The sequence below is a fragment of the Gammaproteobacteria bacterium genome (assembly GCA_013003425.1).
GTDB lineage: Bacteria > Pseudomonadota > Gammaproteobacteria > Steroidobacterales > JABDKV01 > JABDJB01.
The window spans coordinates 85846-110505 of sequence record JABDJB010000012.1; the positions used below are offsets into that span (position 1 = coordinate 85846).

At 60.5% G+C, this 24660-nt stretch carries 27 protein-coding genes; 12 read left to right on the forward strand and 15 right to left on the reverse strand.

Features of this window, described 5'->3' with window-relative positions; all coding sequences use genetic code 11:
* The first annotated feature begins 23 nt into the window (after positions 1–23).
* From HKN06_02445 to HKN06_02470, 6 genes are all read left to right on the forward strand, one after another.
* Positions 24–590, forward strand: a complete 567-nt coding sequence (locus HKN06_02445; protein ID NNF60171.1) for a phosphoribosylanthranilate isomerase — start codon at positions 24–26, stop codon at positions 588–590.
* A gap of 2 nt (positions 591–592) precedes the next feature.
* Positions 593–1819: a tryptophan synthase subunit beta gene (gene trpB / locus HKN06_02450; GenBank protein ID NNF60172.1), complete on the forward strand. Its 1227-nt coding sequence runs from the start codon at positions 593–595 to the stop codon at positions 1817–1819.
* Positions 1816–2601 (forward strand): tryptophan synthase subunit alpha, encoded by a 786-nt coding sequence (locus HKN06_02455; GenBank protein NNF60173.1) that lies wholly within the window; start codon positions 1816–1818, stop codon positions 2599–2601. Before trpB ends, HKN06_02455 begins: the two co-directional genes overlap by 4 nt.
* On the forward strand, positions 2594–3262 hold the full coding sequence (locus tag HKN06_02460) for a glutathione S-transferase family protein (GenBank protein NNF60174.1): 669 nt from the start codon (positions 2594–2596) through the stop codon (positions 3260–3262). The genes HKN06_02455 and HKN06_02460 overlap by 8 nt, the downstream gene beginning before the upstream one ends.
* A gap of 70 nt (positions 3263–3332) precedes the next feature.
* Complete coding sequence (locus tag HKN06_02465) at positions 3333–4634, forward strand: homogentisate 1,2-dioxygenase (GenBank protein ID NNF60175.1); 1302 nt, start codon at positions 3333–3335, stop codon at positions 4632–4634.
* A 54-nt stretch (positions 4635–4688) separates the two neighbouring features.
* Positions 4689–5555 carry a universal stress protein gene (locus HKN06_02470; GenBank protein ID NNF60176.1) on the forward strand — a complete coding sequence of 289 codons (867 nt, stop codon included), beginning with the start codon at positions 4689–4691 and terminating at the stop codon, positions 5553–5555.
* Positions 5556–5581: 26 nt separating this feature from the next.
* Here the strand turns inward: HKN06_02470 and HKN06_02475 are convergent, their stop codons facing one another.
* Positions 5582–6517 carry a M23 family metallopeptidase gene (locus HKN06_02475; protein NNF60177.1) on the reverse strand — a complete coding sequence of 312 codons (936 nt, stop codon included), beginning with the start codon at positions 6515–6517 and terminating at the stop codon, positions 5582–5584.
* 122 nt (positions 6518–6639) lie between these two features.
* On the opposite strand from HKN06_02475, the gene HKN06_02480 reads away from it, so the two are divergent.
* Complete coding sequence (locus tag HKN06_02480) at positions 6640–7089, forward strand: DUF1203 domain-containing protein (protein ID NNF60178.1); 450 nt, start codon at positions 6640–6642, stop codon at positions 7087–7089.
* Positions 7090–7323: 234 nt separating this feature from the next.
* On the opposite strand, the gene ubiB is transcribed toward HKN06_02480, so the two are convergent.
* From ubiB to HKN06_02515, 7 genes are all read right to left on the reverse strand, one after another.
* Positions 7324–8976 carry a ubiquinone biosynthesis regulatory protein kinase UbiB gene (gene ubiB, locus HKN06_02485; GenBank protein NNF60179.1) on the reverse strand — a complete coding sequence of 551 codons (1653 nt, stop codon included), beginning with the start codon at positions 8974–8976 and terminating at the stop codon, positions 7324–7326.
* On the reverse strand, positions 8976–9572 hold the full coding sequence (locus tag HKN06_02490; GenBank protein NNF60180.1) for a hypothetical protein: 597 nt from the start codon (positions 9570–9572) through the stop codon (positions 8976–8978). The genes ubiB and HKN06_02490 overlap by 1 nt, the downstream gene beginning before the upstream one ends.
* Positions 9569–10312: a bifunctional demethylmenaquinone methyltransferase/2-methoxy-6-polyprenyl-1,4-benzoquinol methylase UbiE gene (gene ubiE / locus HKN06_02495; protein NNF60181.1), complete on the reverse strand. Its 744-nt coding sequence runs from the start codon at positions 10310–10312 to the stop codon at positions 9569–9571. The genes HKN06_02490 and ubiE overlap by 4 nt, the downstream gene beginning before the upstream one ends.
* Positions 10309–10674, reverse strand: coding sequence for a DUF971 domain-containing protein (locus HKN06_02500; protein NNF60182.1), 366 nt, complete (start codon positions 10672–10674; stop codon positions 10309–10311). Before HKN06_02500 ends, ubiE begins: the two co-directional genes overlap by 4 nt.
* Complete coding sequence (gene hslU, locus HKN06_02505; protein ID NNF60183.1) at positions 10674–12008, reverse strand: ATP-dependent protease ATPase subunit HslU; 1335 nt, start codon at positions 12006–12008, stop codon at positions 10674–10676. The genes HKN06_02500 and hslU overlap by 1 nt, the downstream gene beginning before the upstream one ends.
* 3 nt (positions 12009–12011) lie before the next feature.
* A complete protein-coding gene (hslV, locus tag HKN06_02510; GenBank protein ID NNF60184.1) occupies positions 12012–12551 on the reverse strand; it encodes an ATP-dependent protease subunit HslV in 540 nt (179 codons plus the stop codon).
* A 184-nt stretch (positions 12552–12735) separates the two neighbouring features.
* Complete coding sequence (locus tag HKN06_02515; GenBank protein ID NNF60185.1) at positions 12736–13005, reverse strand: hypothetical protein; 270 nt, start codon at positions 13003–13005, stop codon at positions 12736–12738.
* 216 nt (positions 13006–13221) lie between these two features.
* Here HKN06_02515 and HKN06_02520 point away from each other — a divergent pair, with 216 nt between their 5' ends.
* Both HKN06_02520 and HKN06_02525 read left to right on the forward strand, forming a co-directional pair.
* Positions 13222–13767 carry a hypothetical protein gene (locus HKN06_02520; GenBank protein NNF60186.1) on the forward strand — a complete coding sequence of 182 codons (546 nt, stop codon included), beginning with the start codon at positions 13222–13224 and terminating at the stop codon, positions 13765–13767.
* A gap of 33 nt (positions 13768–13800) precedes the next feature.
* On the forward strand, positions 13801–14964 hold the full coding sequence (locus tag HKN06_02525; GenBank protein NNF60187.1) for a hypothetical protein: 1164 nt from the start codon (positions 13801–13803) through the stop codon (positions 14962–14964).
* Positions 14965–15022: 58 nt separating this feature from the next.
* Here HKN06_02525 and xerC read toward each other — a convergent pair whose 3' ends face one another.
* From xerC to dapF, 3 genes are read right to left on the reverse strand one after another with little or no spacing between them, the layout of a single operon-like run.
* Positions 15023–15934 carry a tyrosine recombinase XerC gene (xerC, locus tag HKN06_02530; GenBank protein ID NNF60188.1) on the reverse strand — a complete coding sequence of 304 codons (912 nt, stop codon included), beginning with the start codon at positions 15932–15934 and terminating at the stop codon, positions 15023–15025.
* Complete coding sequence (locus HKN06_02535; GenBank protein ID NNF60189.1) at positions 15934–16647, reverse strand: DUF484 family protein; 714 nt, start codon at positions 16645–16647, stop codon at positions 15934–15936. Before HKN06_02535 ends, xerC begins: the two co-directional genes overlap by 1 nt.
* Positions 16644–17465 (reverse strand): diaminopimelate epimerase, encoded by an 822-nt coding sequence (gene dapF / locus HKN06_02540; protein NNF60190.1) that lies wholly within the window; start codon positions 17463–17465, stop codon positions 16644–16646. The genes HKN06_02535 and dapF overlap by 4 nt, the downstream gene beginning before the upstream one ends.
* A 56-nt stretch (positions 17466–17521) precedes the next feature.
* Between dapF and ubiD the strand changes: the two genes are divergently transcribed.
* Complete coding sequence (ubiD, locus tag HKN06_02545) at positions 17522–18988, forward strand: 4-hydroxy-3-polyprenylbenzoate decarboxylase (GenBank protein ID NNF60191.1); 1467 nt, start codon at positions 17522–17524, stop codon at positions 18986–18988.
* A gap of 94 nt (positions 18989–19082) precedes the next feature.
* A complete protein-coding gene (locus HKN06_02550) occupies positions 19083–19739 on the forward strand; it encodes a ParA family protein (protein ID NNF60192.1) in 657 nt (218 codons plus the stop codon).
* Between the two features lie 79 nt (positions 19740–19818).
* Here the strand turns inward: HKN06_02550 and HKN06_02555 are convergent, their stop codons facing one another.
* From HKN06_02555 to HKN06_02565, 3 genes are read right to left on the reverse strand one after another with little or no spacing between them, the layout of a single operon-like run.
* Complete coding sequence (locus tag HKN06_02555) at positions 19819–20802, reverse strand: glycosyltransferase family 2 protein (GenBank protein NNF60193.1); 984 nt, start codon at positions 20800–20802, stop codon at positions 19819–19821.
* Positions 20802–21149, reverse strand: a complete 348-nt coding sequence (locus HKN06_02560; protein ID NNF60194.1) for an EamA family transporter — start codon at positions 21147–21149, stop codon at positions 20802–20804. The genes HKN06_02555 and HKN06_02560 overlap by 1 nt, the downstream gene beginning before the upstream one ends.
* On the reverse strand, positions 21146–21901 hold the full coding sequence (locus HKN06_02565; GenBank protein ID NNF60195.1) for a methyltransferase domain-containing protein: 756 nt from the start codon (positions 21899–21901) through the stop codon (positions 21146–21148). The genes HKN06_02560 and HKN06_02565 overlap by 4 nt, the downstream gene beginning before the upstream one ends.
* Positions 21902–22100: 199 nt before the next feature.
* Here HKN06_02565 and HKN06_02570 point away from each other — a divergent pair, with 199 nt between their 5' ends.
* On the forward strand, positions 22101–23591 hold the full coding sequence (locus tag HKN06_02570) for a hypothetical protein (protein ID NNF60196.1): 1491 nt from the start codon (positions 22101–22103) through the stop codon (positions 23589–23591).
* Positions 23592–23793: 202 nt separating this feature from the next.
* On the opposite strand, the gene HKN06_02575 is transcribed toward HKN06_02570, so the two are convergent.
* The gene (locus HKN06_02575) at positions 23794–24654 is read right to left on the reverse strand and encodes an NAD-dependent epimerase/dehydratase family protein (GenBank protein ID NNF60197.1); all 861 of its coding nucleotides are present in this window, start codon (positions 24652–24654) and stop codon (positions 23794–23796) included.
* Positions 24655–24660 lie beyond the last annotated feature (6 nt).

The following is a 24660-nucleotide window of genomic DNA, read 5'->3' on the forward strand; positions in this document are numbered from 1 at the left end:
GGGTGCGGATAAAAATCTGTGGTGTGACCTCGGCCGAAATTGTCGATACGGCGGTCGCGGAAGGTGTCGATGCGATCGGCTTTGTGTTTGCTGAGTCGCCACGCCAGGTAGACACGGCACTCGCTGCCGGGCTCATGCAGCGACTGCCACCGTGGGTTGCGGCAGTCGCTGTGACACGCCATCCGCCGGCCGGTTTCAGCGATGTGCTGGCACAACTTGCACCGGCATGGTGGCAAAGTGACCGGCGCGACCTGGAAAATGTCATCCTGCCACCCGGCGTACGCAGCATCCCGGTGATTCGCGAGGGCGAAGATACCGCGGATCTGCCACCCTGGTTTGTCTACGAGGGAGCGCAAAGTGGCCGGGGAACGACCGTCGACTGGTCACGCGCGGCACAACTGGCGCAACGCGGGCGCATGATTCTGGCAGGCGGACTCAATGCGGCCAATGTCGCTGCGGCTATCCGGACCGTACGGCCGTGGGCAGTCGATGTCAGCAGTGGTGTCGAAACCGCGCCGGGTAGAAAGTGCGCAACGCTGATCAGGGAGTTTGTTGCCGCGGTACGCCAGGCCGAACGGGAGATCGCTTAGCAGTGAATGCAACGATAGATAATGCGGAACAACTGCTCGCCGCGCTGGTTGCGGGGGAGTTGCCGGACCGTAACGGCCGCTATGGCCCGTTTGGCGGCCGCTATGTGCCGGAGACGCTTGTCGATGCGTTTTCCCGGCTGGAAGACGGCGTCAATCGCTGGCTGCATGACGCAGAGTTTCGCGCCGAGCTGCAAATGGAACTGCGGCACTGGGTGGGTCGGCCCACGCCCTTGTCGCATGCGCCGCGACTGAGTCGCGAATGGGGCGCCGAAGTGTGGCTGAAGCGTGAGGACCTGGCGCATACCGGCGCCCACAAGATCAATAACGCCATTGGCCAGGCACTGCTGGCGCGACGTCTCGGCGTCAAACGCATCGTGGCCGAAACCGGCGCCGGCCAGCACGGCGTGGCATCCGCCGCGGCATGCGCGCGTGTCGGCCTGCCGTGTGAGGTTTACATGGGGGAAATCGACATGGCGCGGCAGGCGCCCAATGTCGATCGCATGAAGCGGCTGGGCGCACGCGTCGTTGCCGTGACCAGTGGCGATCGCACTTTGCGTGCGGCCATCGATGAGTCGATGCGTGAGTGGGTCTCGTCACCGTCAGACACCTATTATCTGCTCGGGTCAGCCGTCGGCGGCCACCCCTATCCCTACCTGGTACGTGAACTGCAGTCGGTGATCGGCCGCGAAGCACGCCAGCAGATGATCGACCAGGCAGGCACCCTGCCCGACGTGGCGGTTGCCTGTGTCGGTGGCGGTTCCAATGCTATCGGTTTGTTTCATCCGTTTGTCGATGCTGCGTCGGTGCAGCTGCTGGGAGTCGAAGCGGGCGGTCACGGTAGCGGCCTCGGCGAGCATTCCGCCACCGTGGTACACGGCAGCCCCGGTGTATTGCACGGCACTTACTCGCTGCTGTTGCACGATGCCGATGGCCAGATACAGGAAACACACTCGATTTCAGCCGGGCTCGACTATCCTGGTGTCGGGCCGGAGCATGCGCTGCTCGCCGCAACCGGCCGGGCTAGCTACACCGTGGCAGATGACGCGACCGCGCTCGATGCACTCAACGAAGTCTGTGCGCTGGAAGGCATCCTGGTGGCGCTGGAAACCGCTCATGCGTTTGCCGGCGCGCGCGAATTTGCCCGCGCCAATCCCGGCGCAAAGATCCTGGTTGGTGTCTCGGGTCGCGGCGACAAGGACCTGGGTACGCTGCTGGAGCACTCGGTTTGACCGGCGCCGCGGCGATTACTGCGGCGATCGAGGCGGCGAACGCTGACGGTCGCCCCGCGCTGGTACCGTTCATCACTGCCGGCTACCCGGACCGGCAGGAGTTTGCGCAGCACCTGCAGGTGCTTTCCGGATGCGGTGATGTAGTTGAAGTAGGCGTGCCGTTTACTGACCCGCTGGCCGATGGCGTCACCATCCAGCGATCCTCGGAGGCCGCGCTGAAAGCCGGCGTCAGCCTGGACTGGATACTCACTACGCTGCAGCAAAGCGCAGCAGACCGCGCGGCGCCGGTGATATTGATGAGTTATTTAAACCCGTTGCTGGCAATGGGCTACGAACAGCTGGCTGAAAGATGCATTGCTGCAGGCGTGGCGGGTTTTATCGTGCCCGACCTGCCGTGGGAAGAAAGCGCGCCGTTGCGTGCGGCACTGGAGCCGCGCGGGCTGGCGCTGGTACAGCTGGTGTCACCAGTGACAACAGCGGACCGGATGAAAATGCTGTGTGAAGCCAGCGCCGGGTTTGTCTATGCGGTTACCGTGACCGGTGTTACCGGTGGCAACAAGCCGGTGAATGAGTCAGCCATACTCGACTATCTCGATCGCGTGCGCAGCGTGTCGCCTATTCCGGTTTGCGCCGGTTTCGGCATCCGCGAGGCCTCGCAGGTTGAGCAGATCGGTCTGCATGCGGAAGGCGTCATCGTCGGCTCAGCCCTGGTAGAAGTGCTGGAACAAGGCGGCGACGCGCGGGCATTCTTACAGTCGCTGGGCGGCAAACAACATGACTGACGCAACACTGGTCATCGGCAATGCCAATTATTCTTCCTGGTCGCTACGCGCCTGGCTGGCCTGCCGTGCTGCCGGCCTGCAACCGGAGCTGATACGCCTGCCGCTGGATACACCTGAGTTCGCAGAAAAAATCGGCGAGTTGTCACCGACCCGGCAGGTACCGGTGCTGCGGCACGAAGGGCTGGTGGTATGGGACACCCTGGCCATCTGCGAATATCTGGCCGAGCGTTATCCGCATGCCCGGCTCTGGCCGGAGGCGCAGCGGCTGCGCACCCTGGCGCGCTCGGCCTGCGCCGAGATGCACTCCGGTTTTGCATGGCTGCGCCAGACTTTACCGATGAACGTGCGCGCGCGCGGCCGTCACGTCGAACTGGACGAGTCTGTGGTGGCCGACATCCAGCGCATCAGCGACCTCTGGGAGCAGTGTCGCGACGCAGCCGGTCCACAGGCCCGGCGCGGGCCCTGGCTCTTTGGCGAGCTCACGATTGCCGATTGCTTCTACATCCCCGTTGCATCGCGTTTTATTACTTACGCCATAGGGCTGGTCGGTTTTGCCAGCACCTATGTTGCGACCGTGGCCGCTGACCCGCTGATGCAGGAATGGGCCGACATGGCCGCGGCCGAGACCGAAACCATTGCAGCCGAGGAGGTCGGGCTGTAACACCCTGCTCGGTCTTGTTTTGGGTGATAATCATGCGCGAGGGTTACAGACCAGCGCGGGACATGCAGCGATGACACACGATTATCTGACCGGTTTCGGCAACCATCATGCGACTGAAGCAGAGTCCGGCGCGCTGCCGCAGGGCCGCAACTCGCCACAGCGCGCGCCACTGGGGCTGTACGCTGAAAAGTTCAGCGCTACCGCTTTCACTGCGCCAAAGGCTGCTAACGCGCGCGCCTGGCTTTATCGCATTCGCCCTTCTGTAGTGCACCAGGGCTTCAAGCCGTTGCAGCATGAGTTGTTGCAGACAGCACCGCTGGACACGCTGCCGACACCGCCCGATCCGCTGCGCTGGGAACCGCTGCCCGTGCCGGACGGCAAGACCGATTTCATCGACGGCCTGGTGACCATGGCCGCTTTCGGCGACGCGCTGGCGCAGCAGGGCGCGGGCATTCACATTTATTGCGCCAATGCGTCGATGCGGCAGCGCTATTTCTACAGCTGTGATGGCGAGCTGCTGATCGTGCCGCAGCTCGGTGGCCTGCTTCTGCATACAGAGTTTGGCGTGCTGGAAGTTGGCCCGGAATCTATCGTGGTCGTACCGCGCGGCGTGAAATTTCGCGTCGAGCTCACCGGGCCGGAGGCGCGCGGTTATGTTTGTGAGAACTATGGCGCCCTGCTCGAGCTGCCGGAGCGCGGCCCGATCGGCTCCGATGGCCTGGCCAATGCACGCGATTTTGAATACCCGGTTGCGGCCTACGAGGACAGCGCCGGCAGTTGTGAACTCGTCTGCAAGCTGAATGGCGCCCTGTACAGCAGCACGCTGGATGCTTCGCCGCTGGATGTGGTGGGCTGGCACGGCAACCTGGCGCCGTACCGTTATGACCTCAGGCGCTTCAACGTGATCGGCTCGATTTCTTACGACCATCCCGACCCGTCAATTTTTACTGTACTCACGTCGCAGTCCGACACACCGGGCACGGCCAATATTGATTTCGTCGCTTTCGCACCGCGCTGGCTGGTGATGACAGACACTTTCCGGCCGCCGTGGTATCACCGAAATATCATGTCTGAATTCATGGGGCTTATTACCGGCGAATACGACGCCAAGACGGGAGGCGGTTTTGTGCCCGGCGGCTGTAGTCTGCACAACTGCATGGTGCCGCATGGCCCCGATGCTGATGCATTTGCAAGCGCCAGTGATTTGAAACTGAAGCCACAGCATCTGGACAACACCATGGCCTTCATGTTCGAGTCACGTTACCTGATAAGGCCGAGTCGTGCGGCACTCGGTTCGCGGCAGTTGCAGCGCGACTATGCAGATGCATGGTCCGGTCTGCGCAGCCGCTTCGAGCCTGGCCGACGCCGCTGACTTATAATCGAACCTGCCGCTGCGCGGCATGTACCGCGACAAGGAGAATGCGCAATGCGATCGATACTTGTACCAGTGGCCGACCGGCCGGAATGCCAGGCGGCGCTGAAGCAGGCCTTCAAGATTGCTGACGAATTGTCGGCTAGCGTGACCGGCTGTCACCTGCGGCCGCAGCGGGAAGAATCGCGCAGGAGCAGGGAACGGCACTTTCTGCTGCAGTTCGGCCGCGACAACGGCGAGAGCAAGAAGCTGTCGGGCAAACAGGTTGACCTGCGTTCGACAGCGGCACGCCGCCTGTTCACCGGTATCGCGAAATCCCGTGACTTCCAGCTGGTCGAACGCCCGGTACTGGGCAAGTCACGTTGTGCCATGTGGTATGAAATGGTCGGTTCGCTCGACCGTTTGTTTCGGATCGCCGGGCCGGTGACAGATTTCTCGATTCTGTCCAGACCAAAACGCAAGTCATCGGGGCAGGCGGTTGAATTTGTATTGTCGGCGGTTCTGCATTCCGGCAAGCCGGTTATGATCCTGCCGCAAAAAGGGGTCAGGAGCGTTGGCAGCAACGTGCTGATTGCCTGGAACCAGAGCATAGAAGCAGCACGGGCTGTCACTGCAGCGCTGCCGCTGCTGGTCAGGGCCGAGTCAGTAACCATCTGCAGCTGTGGCCCGGAGAACAGCGTCGGGCCAAAGTCGTCCGCGCTGGTCAACTACCTGAAAATGTGGGGCGTAAAATCCAGGCGCGTGTCGACCCGCGGTCATGATGTTAAAGATGAGCTACGGGAGACCTACAAGGAGAGCGGCTCGGATCTTGTTGTCATGGGCGCCTATTCACGCAACCGGCTGCGCGAAGTTGTATTCGGCGGCATGACCGAACACATGCTGTTTCACAGCAATATGCCGGTCTTTATGCAGTATGGCTGACAGAAGGGTCGGGTCTGCCGGCCTGCTCAGTATGACTGCAGCCAGGTTCCGGATTCGGCACGCACCGGCGTGCCACGGGCGCCACGGAAAATCACCGGGATCGATTCAAGACTGAAGCCGACATTGCGGTCGACCGCAAAGTGCAGGTGTGGGCCGGTGCTGAAGCCCGTGTTGCCGGAACTGGCAATAAACTCGCCACGCTCGACCTGGTCACCGGGACGCACCCGTACCGAGTCCAGCGCCAGGTGCGCATAAGTAGCCATGGTTCCGTCGTCGTGCACAATGCGAACCATGTTTGCCTTCGGCGCGTTTGCAGCTTCAGCGCCGCCGCTGAAAGAACGAAAAGCGATAGCAACAACCGTACCCGCGCGTGCCGCATGCACCGCGGTGCCCTCCGGCATGGCAAAGTCTATCGCGTAGCGGCTGTACGGTTCGGTATGGGTAATTGCGGTGGGGTAGGCCTGGCTGACCAGGAAGCGCTGCCCCACGGCGTACGGCACGCCATAAAGATACCCGGACTTGTGTTTGACGTCGGGCTCGCCAAGCATGTACTTGTACTCGTAGCGGAAAGCCAGCGGGTCGCCGAGTCGCGCAGCGACCACATCCAGCACAGGCGTCTTTTGTGCCGGCGGCAACACCACTCGTTGCGGGACGCCGCTGAGGCCGCCGCCGACATTGCGTGTATCGATCAGCTTGATCTCAAATTCCACCGGGCCGTGAAACTCGTTCTCGGCGAATATTGTTGCGCCACGTTTGTTCGTTTCGCGGCTTATTACGACCTGCGGGTCGAGATTGATGCGCTCTATGACGCTCACCTGTGCCTGGCGGCCGTCTGGCGGCGGTTTGTCACTGTAATGCCAGCGACCGTCATCGCCGCGGTATCGATACACCGATTGCGCCGCGGCACTCGCCGTGAGCGCCAGCGCAAGAAGCAGCAATGTCAGGCGGAAAATCACCATCACAGCTATACGCCGTCAGCGCCGCTGATGCCAGTGTGCGAGTCGCAAAATGGCGTCGTCATGATCAAATCCGGGTGGACCGACATGGTGCCGGCTACTATCGTGCAAGCACGAGGAGATTACCGATGACAGATTTTCAGATCCTTGCGTTGCCACGCGAACTGTTTGAAGCAGAATTTGCCAGCGCCGCCGCTACCTGGCTTGACGTTGATGCCGATCCCGGTTATCCCTGTCGCGTGTCGCTACAGGACGCCCGGGTGGGTGAACGGGTGCTGGCGCTGAGCTACCTGCACCATGATGTCGATTCACCTTACCGTGCAACCGGACCGATCTTTGTACGCGAGCAAGCGTTGACACGTGTAACCGACAAAAACGAAATACCGCGGATGCTGGAACACCGGCAGCTTTCGCTACGCGGCTACGACGCGAATGCAATGATGATTGCCGCAACGGTAACCCACGGCTCAGAATTACGCTCAGCGATACAGGAGATGTTCGCAGATTCGGCCGTCGACTACCTGCATGTCCACAATGCCGGTCCGGGCTGTTTTAATTGTGCTGTAAAAAGGGCCTGACCGGCGCCTCAGTCAGCCGCACGGCGTGTCCGGTCATACCAGCCGACAGGCCGAGGCTGACAAGACCAGCAACGTTCCACCAGATACCTTCGCCGTCCGTCAGGTGCGTCTACATCGCACCGAAGATGATCACGATCTGACCACCTGCCGCTTTCGGCGCCAGCCGTGGGATCAACAAATAATTGTGAGCACCCGGGTACCGATCTTTGCAAGCTGGTGCAGGATGATTTCCGGTCAGGGTCGGGTCATAAAAGCATAGAGCCACAGTGCCGGGCCGGTCAGCAGCGTCAGCCAGCCGAACCAGGCCGGACCGACGGCCAGTCCAAGCAGCAGCGCGCCGCCGCCGACCAAAGAACCGCCGGCGATATGCAGATTGCGTTGCCGGCCTGCTTCACCGATTTCACGGCGGATGTCATCCAGTCCTGGTGTCTCCACCTGCACCTTCAGCCGTCCTTCCGCTGCCTGTTGCAGGGTATTTACCGCCCATACCGGTACCTGCTGCAGCGATTCGCCGAGTTCCGGCCAGTGTTCCCGCAGCCGGTTGAAAACTTCCCGGCCACTGGCCTGGCCGGCCATCCAGTTTTCCAGGAACGGCTTCGCGGTCTCCCACAGATCGAGTTCGGGATACAGCTGGCGGCCGAGGCCTTCGATATTCAGCAGCGTCTTTTGCAGCAGCACCAGCTGTGGCTGCACCGGCATGTCGAAGCGTCGTGCTACCTGGAACAGCCGCACCAGGAAGTGACCGAAAGAAATCTCCGCCAGCGGCTTGTTGAATATAGGTTCGCTGACGGTGCGAATGGCCGCTTCAAACTCGTCAACGCGTGTCGTTTCCGGCACCCAGCCCGACTCGATGTGCAGGGCGGCGACACGGTGGTAGTCACGCTTGAAAAACGCCAGCAGGTTGCCGGCAAGGTAGTGCTGGTCGCGCGGCGTCAGCGTTCCGACAATTCCGAAATCAACAGAGATGTAGCGTGGATCGGCGGGATTGGAAACGTCGACAAAAATATTGCCGGGGTGCATATCGGCATGGAAAAAGTTATGTACGAACACCTGGGTGAAAAAAATCTCGACGCCACGTTCTGCCAGCAGTGAAAAGTCGACGTTGTTGGCACGCAGCTGCTCGATATCACTGACCGGAACACCGCTGATCCGCTCCATCACCATTACATCTTTGCGGCAATAGTCCCAGTGGACCTCCGGTACGTACAGCACCTTGCCATCCGGAAAGTTGCGTCTTAGCTGCGCCGCATTTGCAGCTTCACGCAGCAGGTCCAGCTCGTCGTTTATTGTCTTGTCGTACTCATCGACAACCTCGGCCGGGCGTAAACGGCGGCTGGCGCTCCAGTATTTCTCCGCCAGGCGAGCAATGACATGCAGTACTTCCAGGTCCCGCTCGATGGTCTTGTGCACCTGCGGCCGCAGCACCTTCACTACGACATCGCGACCGTCGTGCAAGGTTGCCGAGTGCACCTGCGCTATCGACGCCGACGCCAGCGGTTGCTCGTCGAAATGAGAAAACACCTTGCTGGTGGAGTCGCCATAGGCGGCTTCGACGATGCGGCGTGCTTCGCTGCCGTCAAAGGGCGGCACCCGGTCCTGCAGCCGGGCCAGTTCATGTGCGATATCGGACGGCAGAATGTCCGGCCGCGTTGACAAAGCCTGGCCAAATTTGACGAAGATGGGACCCAGGTCTTCCAGCGCCATCCGGATGCGCTCACCGAGCGGTCGCGAAGTTCTCTTTGCCCAGCTCCATGTGCTGGGTGACAGGTAACCGAGGTAACGCAACGGGCCGAGCATGTGGGTGGCCAGCGCAATTTCCTCGAGATCGTGCTTGACCAGCACGCGGTAGATGCCGAGAAGCCGCAGCAGGTGTCGTGGCCGTACGATCACGGCGTGCGCCTGGTCAGCTCGTCAATCCGCCTTGCCAGTTTGTCGACTTTCTCGGCTACCGCCGCGACCTGCTGGCTGAAGTCATCGAGCTCGCCCGGCGCCGGCACTTCCCGACGCTCCTCCTGGATAAACTCCGCCGTGTTGCGGCCCATTGAATCGGTCGCCCGCTCGCCAAATGCCATGATGTTACGCACGAAGCTGCCAACCTGGTGCGCTGCGACGTCGCCAATGATTGTCGACAGTTCTTCTTCCCAGTCAGGTCGTGCGTGTTGCAGCAGCTGCTGGAAATGTTGCGCGATCACCGGGTCGCCGGTCATTGCCATGCGACCGCTGCCGGCACCGCCGCGCGTCATTTCAACCAGCCCGAGCGGCGTGGTCTCCAGAAATACGTCGGGATCGGCAGCGTAATTGCGATGCAATTCGAACTCGCCTTCACGGATAGTCAGGAACAGGGTCAGTGCGGTGTTGCGCAGACTCAACGCCAGCGTGCGTCCCTCAAGCGATCGCGCTGCTTCACGCGCCGGTGTCGAGCGATGCAGCTGCCGGTTTAGCAGTACACGCAGCGGCTCGAGCAGCGGGTCGTTACCGCTCACAGGCGATAACCGCTGTGCACGGCGACGATACCGCCGGTGAGATTGTGATAGCTGCAGCGCTCGAAGCCGGCTTGTTCCAGCATGGCCAGCAAAGACTCCTGGTCAGGGTGCATACGTATCGATTCGGCGAGGTACCGGTAGCTTTCGGCGTCCCCGGCAACCAACCGGCCCATGGCCGGCAGCACACGGAATGAATAAGCATCATAGACTGATTTCAAAACCGGAACCGCAGGATGTGAAAACTCGAGGATCATCACGCGGCCGCCGATACCCAGGACGCGGTACATTTCTTCCAGCGCGCGTTGCTTGTCGGTGACATTGCGCAGCCCGAACGCAATGGTGATGCAGTGAAACTCACCGTCGCGAAACGGCAGGTGCTCGGCATTGACCTGCAGGTAGCTGACGTTTCCCGCTACGCCGCTGTCAAGCAGGCGCTTGCGCCCTTCGATGAGCATCGAGTTGTTGATATCGGCGATAACCACACGACCGCTGTCACCGACACGCGGCATCATCAGCCGCGCGATGTCGCCAGTACCGCCGGCCAGGTCGAGCACGGACTGCCCGGCGCGCACGCCCGACTGCTCCACAAAGAAGCGTTTCCAAAGCCGGTGGATACCCAAGGACATCACGTCGTTCATCACGTCATAGCGGCTGGCGACCGAATCGAACACGCCGCCGACCCGCCGGGTCTTCTCATCCGGATTGACTTTCTCGAAACCGAAATCGACTTTATCGTTCATTCGGTTTTGTTGGCCCGCTGTACGCCAGCCTGCTGCAGCCGGTCCAGGTAGTCCTGCCACTTGTGATTCTGCTTTGCACCAAGGTCGTACAGCACATCCCACGAGTACAACCCGGTGTTGTGGCCATCGTCGAACACCAGGCGCACCGCGTAATTACCAACCGGCTCGACCTCGTCGATTTGTACATCTTCCTTGCCAACCTGCAGCACTTCCTGTCCCGGTCCGTGCCCTTTTACTTCAGCCGAGGGCGAATATACCCGCAGGTATTCGAAGGGCAGCTGGTAACGCTCGCCATTGACGAAGGAAACTTCCAGTATTCGTGCCTTGCGGCGCAGCCTGATTTCACTTGGTCGGTGGCGCATTACAGTATGTAGCGGGTCAGGTCTTCGTTTTGCACCAGCTGGCCCAGGTGCTCATTCACATAGTCACTGTCAATTGTGACCTGGTGGCCATCGCGATCGGCAGCTTCGAACGAGATGCTCTCCAGCAGTCGCTCCAGCACGGTGTGCAGGCGCCGGGCGCCGATGTTTTCGGTACGTTCATTAACATGAAACGCGACCTCGGCAATACGGCGCACACCACTGTCGGCAAACTCGAGCGTGAAACCCTCGGTTTGCAGCAGCGAGGTGTATTGCTCGGTAAGCGAGGCGTCCGGTTCGGTCAGGATGCGCACGAAATCTTCAGTGGTCAGCGCATCAAGTTCGACACGGATGGGAAAACGACCCTGCAGCTCCGGTATCAGGTCCGAGGGCTTGGTCAGGTGAAAAGCACCGGAAGCGATAAACAAAATGTGATCCGTGTGCACCATGCCGTACTTGGTTTGCACGGCGCAGCCTTCGACCAGCGGCAGCAGGTCACGCTGCACGCCCTCGCGCGATACGTCTGCGCTACCGCCGGCATCGCCACGCCGGGTGACCTTGTCGAGTTCGTCCAGAAATACAATGCCGTGCTGTTCTACCGCTTCGATTGCGCGCAACTTGATGTCTTCGTCATTGACCATCTTGCCGGCTTCTTCATCGACCAGCAGTTTGAGCGCGTCCCTGACACGCAGCTTGCGCGAATGACTGCGCCCGCCACCGATATTCTGGAACATGTTCTGCAGCTGGCTGGTCATTTCTTCCATGCCAGGCGGCGCCATGATCTCCACGCCGACCGGAACAGCCTGAACCTGGATCTCGATTTCGCGGTCATCGAGCTTGCCCTCGCGCAGCATCTTGCGAAACTTCTGGCGAGTCTCGCCGCTGTCGGCCGGCGCATCATTGGTAAGACCCGCGGCTTTGGGCTGCGGCAACAGTGCGTCGAGCACGCGATCCTCGGCCGAGTCTTCGGCGCGATGGCGCACCTTGTCCATTTCGAGCTCGCGTGACATTTTCACCGAGATGTCAGCCAGGTCGCGAACGATCGAGTCCACCTCACGTCCGACGTAGCCCACTTCGGTAAACTTGGTTGCCTCCACCTTGATGAACGGTGCTTTCGCGAGCCGCGCCAGGCGGCGCGAAATTTCCGTTTTACCAACGCCGGTCGGGCCAATCATCAGTATGTTTTTTGGCGTGATCTCGCTGCGCAGCGGTTCGCTGATCTGCACGCGGCGCCAGCGATTGCGCAGCGCGATGGCAACCGCACGCTTGGCGTCATCCTGGCCGATGATGTGCTTGTCCAGCTCCTGGACAATTTCCCTGGGTGTCATTTCGGTCATTGCTTAATTCTTGCTCAGCGTTTCGATTACGAGGCTATGGTTGGTATAGACACAGATATCTGCCGCGATACCCAGCGCCCGTTCCACTATGGATCTGGCATCAAGTTCGGTGTTTTCAAGCAGGGCGCGGGCTGCCGCGCGGGCGTAGGCGCCGCCGGAGCCCACCGCCATCAGGTCGTCTTCCGGCTCGATGACATCGCCGTTGCCAGAAATAATAAAGGAGTGCTCGGTATCGGCCACACACAATAAAGCCTCGAGCCGCCGCAGCATGCGGTCGGTACGCCAGTCCTTGGCCAGCTCGATCGCCGCCCGGGTCAGGTTACCGTACTGCTCCAGCTTTCCCTCAAAGCGCTCAAACAGCGTGAATGCATCGGCCGTACCACCGGCAAAACCAGCCAGTACCTTGTCGTTATACAGCCGGCGCACCTTGCGCGCGTTGCCCTTCACTACGGTCTCGCCCATCGTGACCTGGCCATCGCCACCCACCGCGACCACGCCATCGCGGCGCACCGAAATTATTGTTGTACCTTCGAACTGCTTCATCGGGCCCAAACCCTGTGTAAACCGGGCCGACCATTCTACGCCACAGCGGCATGCTGTCACGCCGTGTTTGGCCGGCAACCCCGTGGATTTCGCCGCTATCCGGCCGGGACTACCGGCCATTTCGGCGAAGGGGGGCCGATCAGGCCGGCTGCAAGTTGGGTATCTCTGGCATCGAACGCCAGTCTTAGTTGTTGATTGGTCTGCCCAGGGCGGGGCTGCCCCGCCCTTTTTCGCTGCGCCGAAGCAGACCGATACTGGCAAGCGCTGACGTCAGCAACCAGACTGTTGCGGGGAGCGGGATTACGGTGCCGCTGAGCACGAAGGCGCGGTTGTCCTGGATGACGCTGATCTGTCCCGTGCCAAGGTTTTGGGTCAACGATGAATTTCCACCGCCATTCTCCTGCCCCGGCATCCACTCGAACCAGGGATTACCGGTAGGCGAGTACGCCAGCATGGACAGCCAATAACCGAGGCGGTCTACCGGGCAGCCACGCTGGGCATTCCGGCACGCAGGCTGTCGGCTTAAGTTACGGGCTAATCTTTTTGTGACGCTGCTTTCGCGTTGAATCCAGTCAACATTTTTCCGGCCAGCCGGCAAGACGTCGCAACCAGCTAAACCTTCGGCCTAGGCTTTTATCTGGCCGCCTGACTAATGGCTGGCGGCGTGGCCGTGAACCATCCTCTGACCATGAACGGGAAGACTTTCACGGCACCAACCAGAAGCACCGGCCGACGATCAAACGTTGTCAAGCTTGATGCGGTTATTGCCGGCAGCAAAAGCGCGAATTGCGCTGTTAATGATGAGAACGGCGGGAAAGGTGGCCTGACAGCGACAGTTCAGGTTCTCCTCGCAGAACTCAAGCGGCGACGGGTATTTCGCGCGGCAGGCTCGTACGTGGTTGCAGCCTGGCTGAGCGCCCAGGTGATCGACCTGCTGAGTGATGGCTTTGGTGCGCCCGAATGGCTCCTGCAGTCATTCCTTGTTGTCGCAATCCTGGGATTCCCCACCTATCTCATGCTGGCGTGGGTTTACGACCTGACGGTCAGCGGGTCTGCCGTGAGCGGCGCCCCGCATAGGGTGCGTACGCGACGTGCCCGGCTCGATATCGCGGTCATTGTGACACTGGCATTCGTTACCGGTTTCCTGCTGCTGATGCAGTGGCAATTCAGCGCGCCGGCCATTGTGACTCCGCAGCAGCTGATGCCCCTGTCATGAGGTTAGTCCAGCAACAGCCAGGGAGAAGTCAGAATGAATACGAAATACAGCTTCAGCACACCAGCACTGATCGGAATGCTCATCTGCCTGCCAGTAGCGGATGCCGGGACATACCATGTTGTAGTCAGCTCGGACGGGATCCCCGCGTTCGATGACTGCATTACCCTGGCCAAAGGCGGGCGTCTTTATCTGGAGCGTGATCCTGTGGAGCTGTCATGGATGAGCGGATCTGAAGAACTCATGGCAACCACGGTGGGCAGTGATCGTACCGATACGACAGTTCGGCTTGCGCTTCACCTGGCGTTGCAGGATGACGGCGTAATATCCGGCAACGCAGTCAACGGTTACGGTCTGCGTTTCTATTTCAGCGGCACCGCCAGCGATAAATGCAGTGTCGACGATGCAGCTGAGGTAGCTGGTGGCAGCGCGTATGGATCGCGACCGGTCCGGGCCGCTGTAAGACTGGACACCGCGAAGCCTGGCGCAGCCGGAATCAACGTATTCCTGCCAGGCGACTGCTTTGGATTTGATTGTGGCCCGCCGCCGCAACCAAAAATTGCGGCAGGCAATACGGTAACAGGCGACAGCGGTGCGGAAGTCTATCTGCCGGGCGACTGCTTTGGATTTGATTGTGGCCCGCCGCCGCAACCAAAAATTGCGGCAGGCAATACGGTAACAGGCGACAGCGGTGCCGAAGTCTATCTGCCGGGCGACTGTTTTGGTTTTGACTGTGGGCTGCCACCGCAGCCGCGCATCGCCGACTGGTACCAGGTCAGTCAGATATCAGACCTGACAATGATCCCCTCGTTTTGTGACTATAACCCGTGCGGCGTGCTCCCTGAGCCGCGTAAGGGCGACCGGCCACGGATCGCCGGTCAGGCGTATCGGGTGATCCTGCAGTCTGAACAAGTCGGCACGGATATGCTGGAAGACTGCTGGCAATTCAATGAAGACAACACCCTCACAAGCTCCTCCGGCCTCGCGTTCGTGTGGGCCAACGAGAGCATAGCTGCGGGCACAACAATCGCCACCGATCCCACCGCCTTCCAGGCTGTTGGCCGCAGCGGATCGCGCCACGGAATGGCGCTTGGTGGCCGTTTATCCGGTCCCGGGCAACTGGAGATCAAAGTGATCCAGTCCGTCCGCGGATGGACCGGGCTGTACCAGGGATATGGATTCCCGGTGCGTGGCTGCTGACATACCGTACGCAGGGATGCGATGCTGGCCGTGGCAACTTTGCCACGGCCGCTTTTTGTCAGCGTGATCTCTTCTTGCGACGCGCCCGGGGATGGGCCTTGTCGTAGGTGTTGGCCAGGTGCTGGAAGTCTAGATGGGTGTAAACCTGGGTGGTGCTGATATTGGCGTGACCCAGCAGTTCCTGTACCCCGCGCAGGTCACCGCTGGATTCGAGCACGTGCGTTGCGAATGAATGCCGGAACAGGTGTGGGTAGACATTGACGTCGACGCCCTGGCGTTTCGCCCAGTAGGCCACGCGGCTTTGCACCGAGCGCGGGCTCATGCGCGTGCCCCGTTTACTGACAAAAACGGCCGTCTCCTCGTCCCTGGCAAGCTGCACACGCAACAGCAGCCAGGCACGTAGCGCCTCGAGCGCGGTACGGCCAACCGGCAACACCCGGGTCTTGTCGCCCTTGCCGGTGACCCGCACGGTGCGATCGTCCAGGTCAACAGCGGCCAGATCGAGACCAATCAGCTCGGCCAGCCGCAATCCACAGGAGTACAGCATTTCCATGATGGCGCGGTCGCGCACCGCCAGAGGCTCGTCGCCACCAAAATCGAGCAGCGCGGCCATGCTGTCGGCGTCCATCGTTTTTGGCAGCCGTTTTTTTGCCTGCGGCGCCGAGACATCGGTGGCCGGGTTGTTGCGAATCTCGCCTTCACGCAGCAGATAGTCGTAAAAGGTGCGGATTGCCGAAAGGCGCCGCTGGATACTGCGCGGTGACAACCCGTTGCGGTGCTCGGCGGCTGCAAAGCGACGCACGTGCAGGGCGTCGACATCGGCCCATGCGCTGACTCCCTCGCGTTCGCAATAACGCGCCAGCGCCAGGATATCGCGCCGGTAGTTGCTGACAGTGTGAGCCGACAGCCTGCGTTCGTTTGTGAGGTGACCGGTGAACTGCTCGAGCCAGCGGTCCTGTGCGGCGTCCATCAGTCGACGCTGGTGAGCCCCTGTTCGACCAGTTCGCCGAGACGCGACAGGAAGTCGGTACTCATGCCCGGGTGGAAGCGCGAAGCTTCACGGCTGCCAATGGCCAGAAAGCCTGTTGCTGCTTCCTTGCCCAGCGGTATCAGCGCAGCCGATTCGATGTCGTTACCTTCCTTGCCAAACAGGAAGTCGCGCTTTACGCCGGCAACCTGGCCGCATCGCGGCCGGCCCGCATTGAGAAATGTCTGGAACAGTTCGAGGCCCGATTCCTTGCGGGTGAGCCGGCGCACAAACTCAGCGTCAAACAGATCGTCGGCAGGTTCGTCGGCAAACAAGACCAGCACCGAGCGATCGCAGCCCAGTTCGGAGTGCAGCACCGAGCGGATCATCTCCAGCATTTCGACCCGGTTTCCCGTGCCGATCATGCGCAACGCCAGCTGGTGAATTTTTTTAGCCAGAACATCGTTCGCGCGTGCCAGCCCGACCAGCTCGCGCAGCTTCTGGTCCAGCTTGCGATTACGTTCACGCAGGATGGCAACCTGGCGCTCGATCAGCGAGACGGTATTGTCGCCCGGCTCGTGCGGCAGCCGCAGGTGCGCGAGCAAACCGGGGTGGCGCTCGAAAAAGTCAGGGTGCGATCGCAGGAAGCGGCCGACCTGGTCTTCGTCTGCCTGCTGGAACTGGACATCGGTCTTGCGTTTTCGCTCGGTACTCATAGCTCGATCTGCCCTTCAAAAACCCGCTGTGCCGGACCGCGCAACCAGACTGATTCCCCCGGCCCCGCACACTTTACCATTAGTTGACCCCCTGGCAGGTCAATGCTCACCCAGCCGGGCTGCAGGCCGTGCTGCATACCGGCCACCGCTGCAGCGCAGGCACCGGTACCACAGGCCTGTGTTTCACCGACGCCACGCTCCCAGACACGCAATCGGAGCTGGTTGTTACCCGTCACCTGCGCGAACTCCACATTTACGCCGTCGGTAAAAAACGCCTGCAATGCCGGTCCGAGCGTTGCCACCGGGGCATCGGCGACGGCGTCGACAAAAATTACGGCGTGCGGGTTGCCCATGGATATCAGACTCGGTTCAAGCGTCTGGCCGCCCACTGTGAGCGGCAGGGGCTCAGTGCAAGCAACCGGGTCGCTGCCGTGAACGGGTCGGCCCATGTCGACGGTAACGCTGCCGTCGGATTCCACGATCGCGCCGACTATTCCGGCGGCGCCGTCCAGCCGCCAGCGCGACTTGCCCGGGTGCTTTTGCGACAGGAACAGCGCCACGCAGCGCAGCCCGTTGCCGCACTGGACGGCTTCCCTGCCGTCGGCGTTAAAAATTCGCAGCAAGGCATCGGCAGATTCATCACGCGGCGCACTGAGTACCAGCAGCTGGTCGCAACCGATACCGGTATAGCGGTCTGCCAGCCGGCTGCGACCGTCAGCGCCGAGGCTATCGATATCAAAAGTATCGTCCTGTTCGCCGGCATCGATCACAATGAAATCGTTGCCCGCGCCGTGCATCTTGGTGAACCGGAGAATCATTGCACTTAGGATAACTGAATCGTATGGTGAATCGCCCCGGGCAGGCTGCAGCAACCATGAAATACCGCGACCTCAGAGACTTCATTGACCAGCTGGAGGCGCGCGGGCAGCTGCGCCGCATCGGTACCGAAATCGACCCGTACCTGGAGATGACCGAAATCAGCGACCGGGTGCTGCGTCGCGGTGGCCCGGCCCTGCTGTTCGAAAACCCGCGTGGTACGCAGATACCGGTGCTGGCCAACCTGTTTGGCACGCCGGAGCGGGTCGCGCTGGGCATGGGGCGCGAGACGGTAGCCGAGTTACGCGAAGTCGGCGAATTGCTGGCCTTTTTAAAAGAGCCCGACCCGCCCGGTGGCGTAAAAGATGCGTGGAAGCAGCTGCCGATCTATCGCAAGGTGCTGGATATGGCGCCGCGTACGCGACGCGACGCCGCCTGTCAGCAGCAGGTCATCGAGGGCGGTGATGTTGACCTTGCGATGCTGCCGGTGCAGACCTGCTGGCCTGGCGATGCAGCCCCGCTGATTACCTGGGGACTGACCGTCACCCGTGGGCCGCGCCGCAAGCGGCTCAACCTGGGTATTTACCGGCAGCAGGTAATCGGCCGTAACAAGGTGATCATGCGCTGGCTGTCACACCGTGGCGGGGCGCTGGATTTTCGCGACTTCCAACAGGCCCGGCCCGGCGAACCGTTCCCGGTGTCCGTGGCGCTTGGCGCCGACCCGGCGACAATCCTGGCCGCGGTCACGCCAGTGCCGGACCGCTTGTCTGAATATGCCTTCGCCGGCCTGCTGCGAGGTGCGCGCACCGAAGTGGTCAATTCGATTGGCAACGAGCTGCCCGTACCGGCCAGCGCCGAAATCGTGCTCGAGGGTTTCATTTATCCCGATGAAATGGCCGAGGAAGGCCCGTTCGGCGATCACACCGGCTATTACAATGAGACCGAATCGTTTCCGGTGTTTACCGTAGAGCGCATTACTTCACGTAAAAAGCCGATCTATCACAGCACCTATACCGGCCGGCCGCCCGACGAGCCCGCGGTACTCGGTGCCGCACTCAACGAGGTGTTTGTGCCCCTGCTGCGCAAGCAGTATCCGGAAATAGTTGATTTTTACCTGCCACCGGAGGGCTGCTCTTATCGTCTGGCCGTGGTCAGCATCCGCAAGGAATATGCCGGCCATGCCGCGCGCGTCATGATGGGTGTGTGGTCTTTTCTGCGCCAGTTCATGTATACAAAGTTTGTCATCGTCACCGATGACGACGTCGATGTGCGCAACTGGCACGATGTTGTCTGGGCACTTACCACCCGTGTTGACCCCCGTCGTGACGCCGTCATCATCGACAACACGCCGATAGATTATCTCGATTTCGCATCGCCGCGCCCTGGCCTGGGTTCGAAAATCGGCTTTGACGCTACAAATAAGTGGCCGGGCGAGACCGCGCGCGAGTGGGGTCGTCCGATTGTCATGAGCAATGAAGTCAAAACACGCATCGACACCCTGTGGGACCAGCTCGGTCTTGACTGAGTGCTTGTTGCGCCGCAGCAAGACAGCAAGCAGACCTGATGTAGATAATCTTTCCGGTAACCGGCGGCGGTGGCAAAGAAGAAAGGGGTAGCGCATGCGCCACATCATGGTAATGAACCCCAAAGGGGGGTGCGGCAAGAGCACGATCGCAACGAATATCGCGGCGTATTTCGCCGATGGCGGCAAGAAAGTCGCGCTTGCCGATTACGACCCTCAGGGCAGCAGTCTTGACTGGCTTGAGCTGCGGCCGGAAGACCGCCCCCACATCGCCGGTCTCGATGGTTACCGGGATGGTTTACGGCGCGTTCCGCGTAACGCCGATATCGTGGTCATGGACGCACCTGCCCGCTCGCATGGCCCGGAACTGACAAACCTGGTGCGGCATGCCGGCACGATCGTGATACCGGTTATGCCCTCGCCTATCGACATGCATGCAGTGTCGCGCTTTGTCGACGAAATAAAGCAGGTCGGCAAGGTAGAGCGACACCAGGTCAGGATTGCCCTCGTTGCTAACCGGGTAAAGGAAAACACCATGATCTTCGAGGAGCTCGACGAGTTTCTCGAGAGCCAGCGTGTTCCCTATGTCGCGGTGTTACGCGAGGCACAGAACTACATTCGTGCCTACACCCGCGGGTTGGGTATCTTCGAGTTGCCGGAATATCTTGCCTGGCCTGACGTCGAAACCTGGGAGCCGCTGATCGAGTGGCTGGAAAGTCGCCGCAGCCGGCCCCGGAATACCAGCTACTACTAGCCGGAGTATGCAGGCGGACCGGAACCGTTTGCTGCCGGGCTTTTCTTGCGTTGCTGCCGCTTCGCTTTAAAGCCGATTCTCAGGAGTGGCTATACCGGTCGGCGTGACGCCGGTCGTAGCGGATACCCTCGCCAACGGTGGCCTGGATAATGAACCGGGGGCGACGCTTCGTTTCAAGATAAATCTTGCCGACATACTCACCCACGACCCCGATCCCGAGCAGCTGGATGCCGCCAAGCAGATAAATTGGCAACACCGATGAAGCCCAGCCCGGCACGGCAGCATCGTTGGTCAGCCGGGTCCATAACACCCAGCCCGAAAGCAACAGGGTGCCGAAACTCACAACGATGCCGAGCAACGCAATCATGCGCAACGGTAAAGCCGAGAAAGAGGTTACGCCGTGTACCGCCAACGACAACATCCGCCGCATCGTATATTTGGACCTGCCGGCATCGCGGGTTTTACGCCGGTATTGAATTTGCGTTGACGGAAAACCAATTGTCGGTATTACGCCGCGCAGAAACAGGTTGACCTCGCGATACTCACGCAATGTATTGAGCGCACGGCGACTCAGCAGGCGGAAATCGGCATGGTTATGAACGACCTCGATTCCCATTAGTTTCAGCAAACGATAGTACGCCACCGCACTGACACGCTTGGCAAAGGAGTCGGAATCGCGTTCGGAGCGCACGCCATAGACGACGTCATTTCCCTCACGGTATGCAGCGACCATGCGACCAATCACATCAAGGTCGTCCTGCAGGTCGGCATCGATACTGATCACGATATCGGCATCAACGCTCAGCAAACCGGCAAGCAGTGCCCGCTGATGTCCATGATTGCGCGAAAGACGCACACCGCAGATACGCTTGTCGCGTGCTGCGGCAGTGCTGACAAGCTCCCAGGTGCGGTCACGACTGCCATCATCGACGAAGTAAAGCTTGCCTGAAATCTCGTTGTCGTCGCTTTGAATCTGTTCCAGTACTGCCAGCAGCTGCTCCATGGTCGATGGCAGGACTGCCTCCTCATTGAAGCACGGCACGACAATTGCCAGCGACAGCATCAGGCAGCCCCCGGTCGGGTAACAACAAGATACAAGCCAGCGAGTACAAGGAACACGCCAAGCACCGTCGACCAGGCCAGTGTTTCACCAAGCAACAGCATGCCGGCAGCATAAACAAATACGAAGGTCAGCGCCGTGAAGGCGTAAACGTCGGTAAGACGTTCGCTCGAAAGCACGAAGATCCACAGTACTGCGCCGACGGCATAAAGAACCAGGCCAAACGCTATGGGGAAGTTCAGGAAGTCTGCAAGCCGCTCTTGTTCATGTGCGCCGAGCTTGAACAACACCTGGCCGGCCGCCGCTGACAGCGAGGCAAGCAGCAAGAGCATGACAGTGGCTTTACTCACGATTCAGTACCCCGGCGTCGTGCCCGGACTACGGCGCGCTCCTTGAGCCTGGCAACACCCGTTGCCACCGGTACCGGCAGGATCCGGACAAGTTGTTTACGAATGCGGTAACCGAGCGGCGAGATATCGTCGAGACTTTCATCGTTGCCAAGCAGACAGTCGCGCCAATGCGTTGGCAGACTATCCAGCTGGTCCCCGGCAGCATACAAAACGGTGTTGTAACGATACCAGGGCTCTACAGCGGTGTTGTCTGCAACAAGCGGGCGCACGCAGTCAAGCGCCCGGAAACCATGCACCTCGAACAGCGCTTTCCAGTAATCGTAGGGCTGCTCGTTGATGTGCTGATCGCCTCCCTGGCCGGGTGGCGCGGCTGAGAACAGCACAAGTGAACCATGGCGCACCAGTGAGGCAACAAAGTCGGCGGCATTGGCGGCCGGCAGATGTTCGGCGACCTCCAGCGATTGAACGAGATCAAAACGCCGACTGAGGTCGAAGGCTTTGCTGAGATCGTGCGGCTGAAATCGCGATGCTTCAATTAACAGCTGTGCCCGATCGACATACTCACCATCGAGACCAGCGATATCCTGCACGCCAAGCTCGCGCCAGATTGACAACCAGGCGCCCAGGCCGCAGCCGACGTCGAGTACGCTGTGAATGCCCAGTTCATGCTGCAATTTTGGCAGTAGCACGCGCGCTGAAGAGATTGCACCGGAATTGACGTAGTCGAAGAACTGCTTGTCGTAGTTCGTCATCGCGCCGGTTCTTTTATGCCAATACCGTGTGCCGTATTCCGCCGAGCGACAATGTAGCAGCTTAAATCCGTGACAGGAAGATACCCGGTTGGTTTTCCTGGAACATTCGGTGTGTAATGCGAACGCGAGACAGAACCATACGGAAACTGATAATGGACTTGTTCAATCCGGCTTCCGGCGCCGAGGAATTGTCCGGCCGGTGAAGGTGCTGGCAGACACACGACTTTTCTATGCTGCAGTGGTGCTCAGCATTTTGCCGCTTTGGCTGGTTACTTACCTGCCAATGGTGGATCTGCCGCAACATGCCGCCCAGGTAGCGGCCTGGCGGGAGTTGCTGGCCGGTAACGACCTGTACCGGCGTGAGTTCGAAACGAACTGGTTTACCCCGTACCTCCTTGGCTATGTGCTGTATTTCGCCTTCAGCAGCGTGCTGTCCTACACCATGGCGGCAAAGCTGGTGGTCACGATCTCTGTTGCAGCCGTGCCGGTGCTGACCGACGCCTTGTTGGCAGAAACCGGCGGTGAACGGCGTCTGCGCTGGTTAGCCATACCCGGGGCGCTGGGTTTTGCCTTCTACTTCGGCTTGCTGTCCTTTCTTTGTGCCGTGCCGCTGGGTCTGTTCCTGTTGTTGCTGACAATTCGCTACGAGCGCAGCCCCACATTCGGGCGTGGCCTCTCGCTTGCGGCGGTGTCGGTAGCGCTGTTTTTTTCCCATCTGCTGGTGCTTGGAATCATGACGCTGGCGAGCGCTGCCTACGTCATAGCGGCACGGTTCGATCAGCCACGCACCTGGTGGCGGCAACTGGCGCCACTGGCAGCTGCTGCTCCGCTGATCCTGGTGTGGGGCTTTGTCACCTATGGCGGCGAGCATGTTGTGCGCGACACCGCAGTCAGGTATTCGGGCACCGGTGAGCAATTACAGCTGTTATTCGGACACGCGACCGGCATCGACTTGTTCCAGTCCTGGCCGGTCAACCTCATTGGCTTTCTGATGTTTGTTGCGCCAGCCTTGCTGGGCTGCCGCCTGACGACAGACTACTCCCGCTATTTGCCGTTTGCCTGTGCCGCGATAATCTATTTCAGGTTTCCGGCCCTGGCCTTCGGCACGGCTTTTCTCTACCACCGCTTCAGCATTTTCCTGCTGCCATTGTGGCTGCTTGCCTGGAATGCTCCAGCGGAGCAATCGACGCCACGCGCGTCATACAGACTGGCAGCCATCACAGTGGTTTCTGTCATCGTTTCGATCAGCATTTTCAATGCATGGCGCTTCAGAGGGCTGCAAAGCCAGTCGCACGACTTCACCGCTATCGTTCAGCAAATACCCGAAGGCAAGCGCGTACTGTCTGTAGTGCGCAAGCGATACGTAGAAAATTTTCAGTACCCGGTGTTATTGCACCATGCTACCTGGTACCAGCCGTTGCGTGGCGGCATCGTTGATTTCAACTTCGCTTACTTCTATCCGCAGCTGGTGCGTTATCGCCCGGGTCGGCAGGTACCGGTCGATGAGCGGTTTGTCTCACTACCCTACTCGCGCAGCTTCGAGCAGATAAACGGTGCAGCCTACGACTACTTTATTTTTCTGGCTGACGAGGATGAAGGATACCGGCTGTTTGGCGAGCATGGTGCCGGTATCGATCTCGTGGCGCAGCAGGGCCCATGGTGGTTGTATCGCGGCGACGACCCGAACTGACTATCTACGCGATGGAGCGACCAGCCGCGACCACCTGCGACCTGTGGGAGCGGCTTCCAGCCGCGACTACCCGGGTGTAACCTCTGTAGGAGCGGCTTTAGCCGCGAACCGTTTGAGACGTGGCGATATTCTGATTTGCGTCGCGGCTGGTGGCGGACAGGCAGGGTAAAAGAAGTGGAACCGGCCGGGCCGGTTCGACGACTTAGTAATCGAACTGCAGCGCCTGGCGAATGCCGTCTGCCGGGTCGGCGTAGCGCAACTCCACTCCGAGATGTTCGCGCATGCGGGTATTGTCGAGGCGGCGCGATTCAGCAAGGAACGACCAGCGCATCGGGCTGAAGATTTTCTGCGCCTGGTCGCGGTCAATTGCCGGTGGTTTGGGCGCACCGCTGATCGTGGCGACAAGATTGGTGAATTCGGTGCTGCTCATGTGATTGCCATCGCAGATATTCACGGGCGTTGGTGGCGCTTCGATGAGCGCGGCACGTTCGCAGGCTGCTGCCAGGTCACTCACATGGATCCGGTTTCCCGGTCCGGCATCTTCTGCCCGCAGCACCGGGTCGCGCCGCCGGATGCGCTCGAGCGGCAGTCTGCCTGGACCATAGATACCGGCCACCCGCAGCACGACGGTTTCGACACCGGCCTGCAGGCCCCACTCCAGCAGCGCCTGCTCCGCCGCAACGCGGCGTGCCGCACGAGCCGTTGCCGGCGCGACCGGCTGCGACTCATTGACGATGGCACCGCCACAGTCACCGTAAACACCGGAAGTGCTGGCATAAACAAACCGGGCAGGGACATCGATCGACCGCAGGAAGCCTTCAAGCGTTGTATCCCTGTCGCCATCGGGTGGTGGTGGTGCAAGGTAAACCACAACCGCACCACTGGTGTCGATGTCGGCTGGCGCGCCAAGGTCGGTGGCTATCGTGTTGAGGCCGTGTTGAGCCAGCTGGTCACGCCGTCGCGAGGAACGGGTGAGGCAAAGAACATGGTTTTGCGGCGAGAGCCTGTCGGCCAGGCGGCGCCCGGTGTAGCCGCAACCCGCAATGATGAACCGGCGCGACATTCAGCC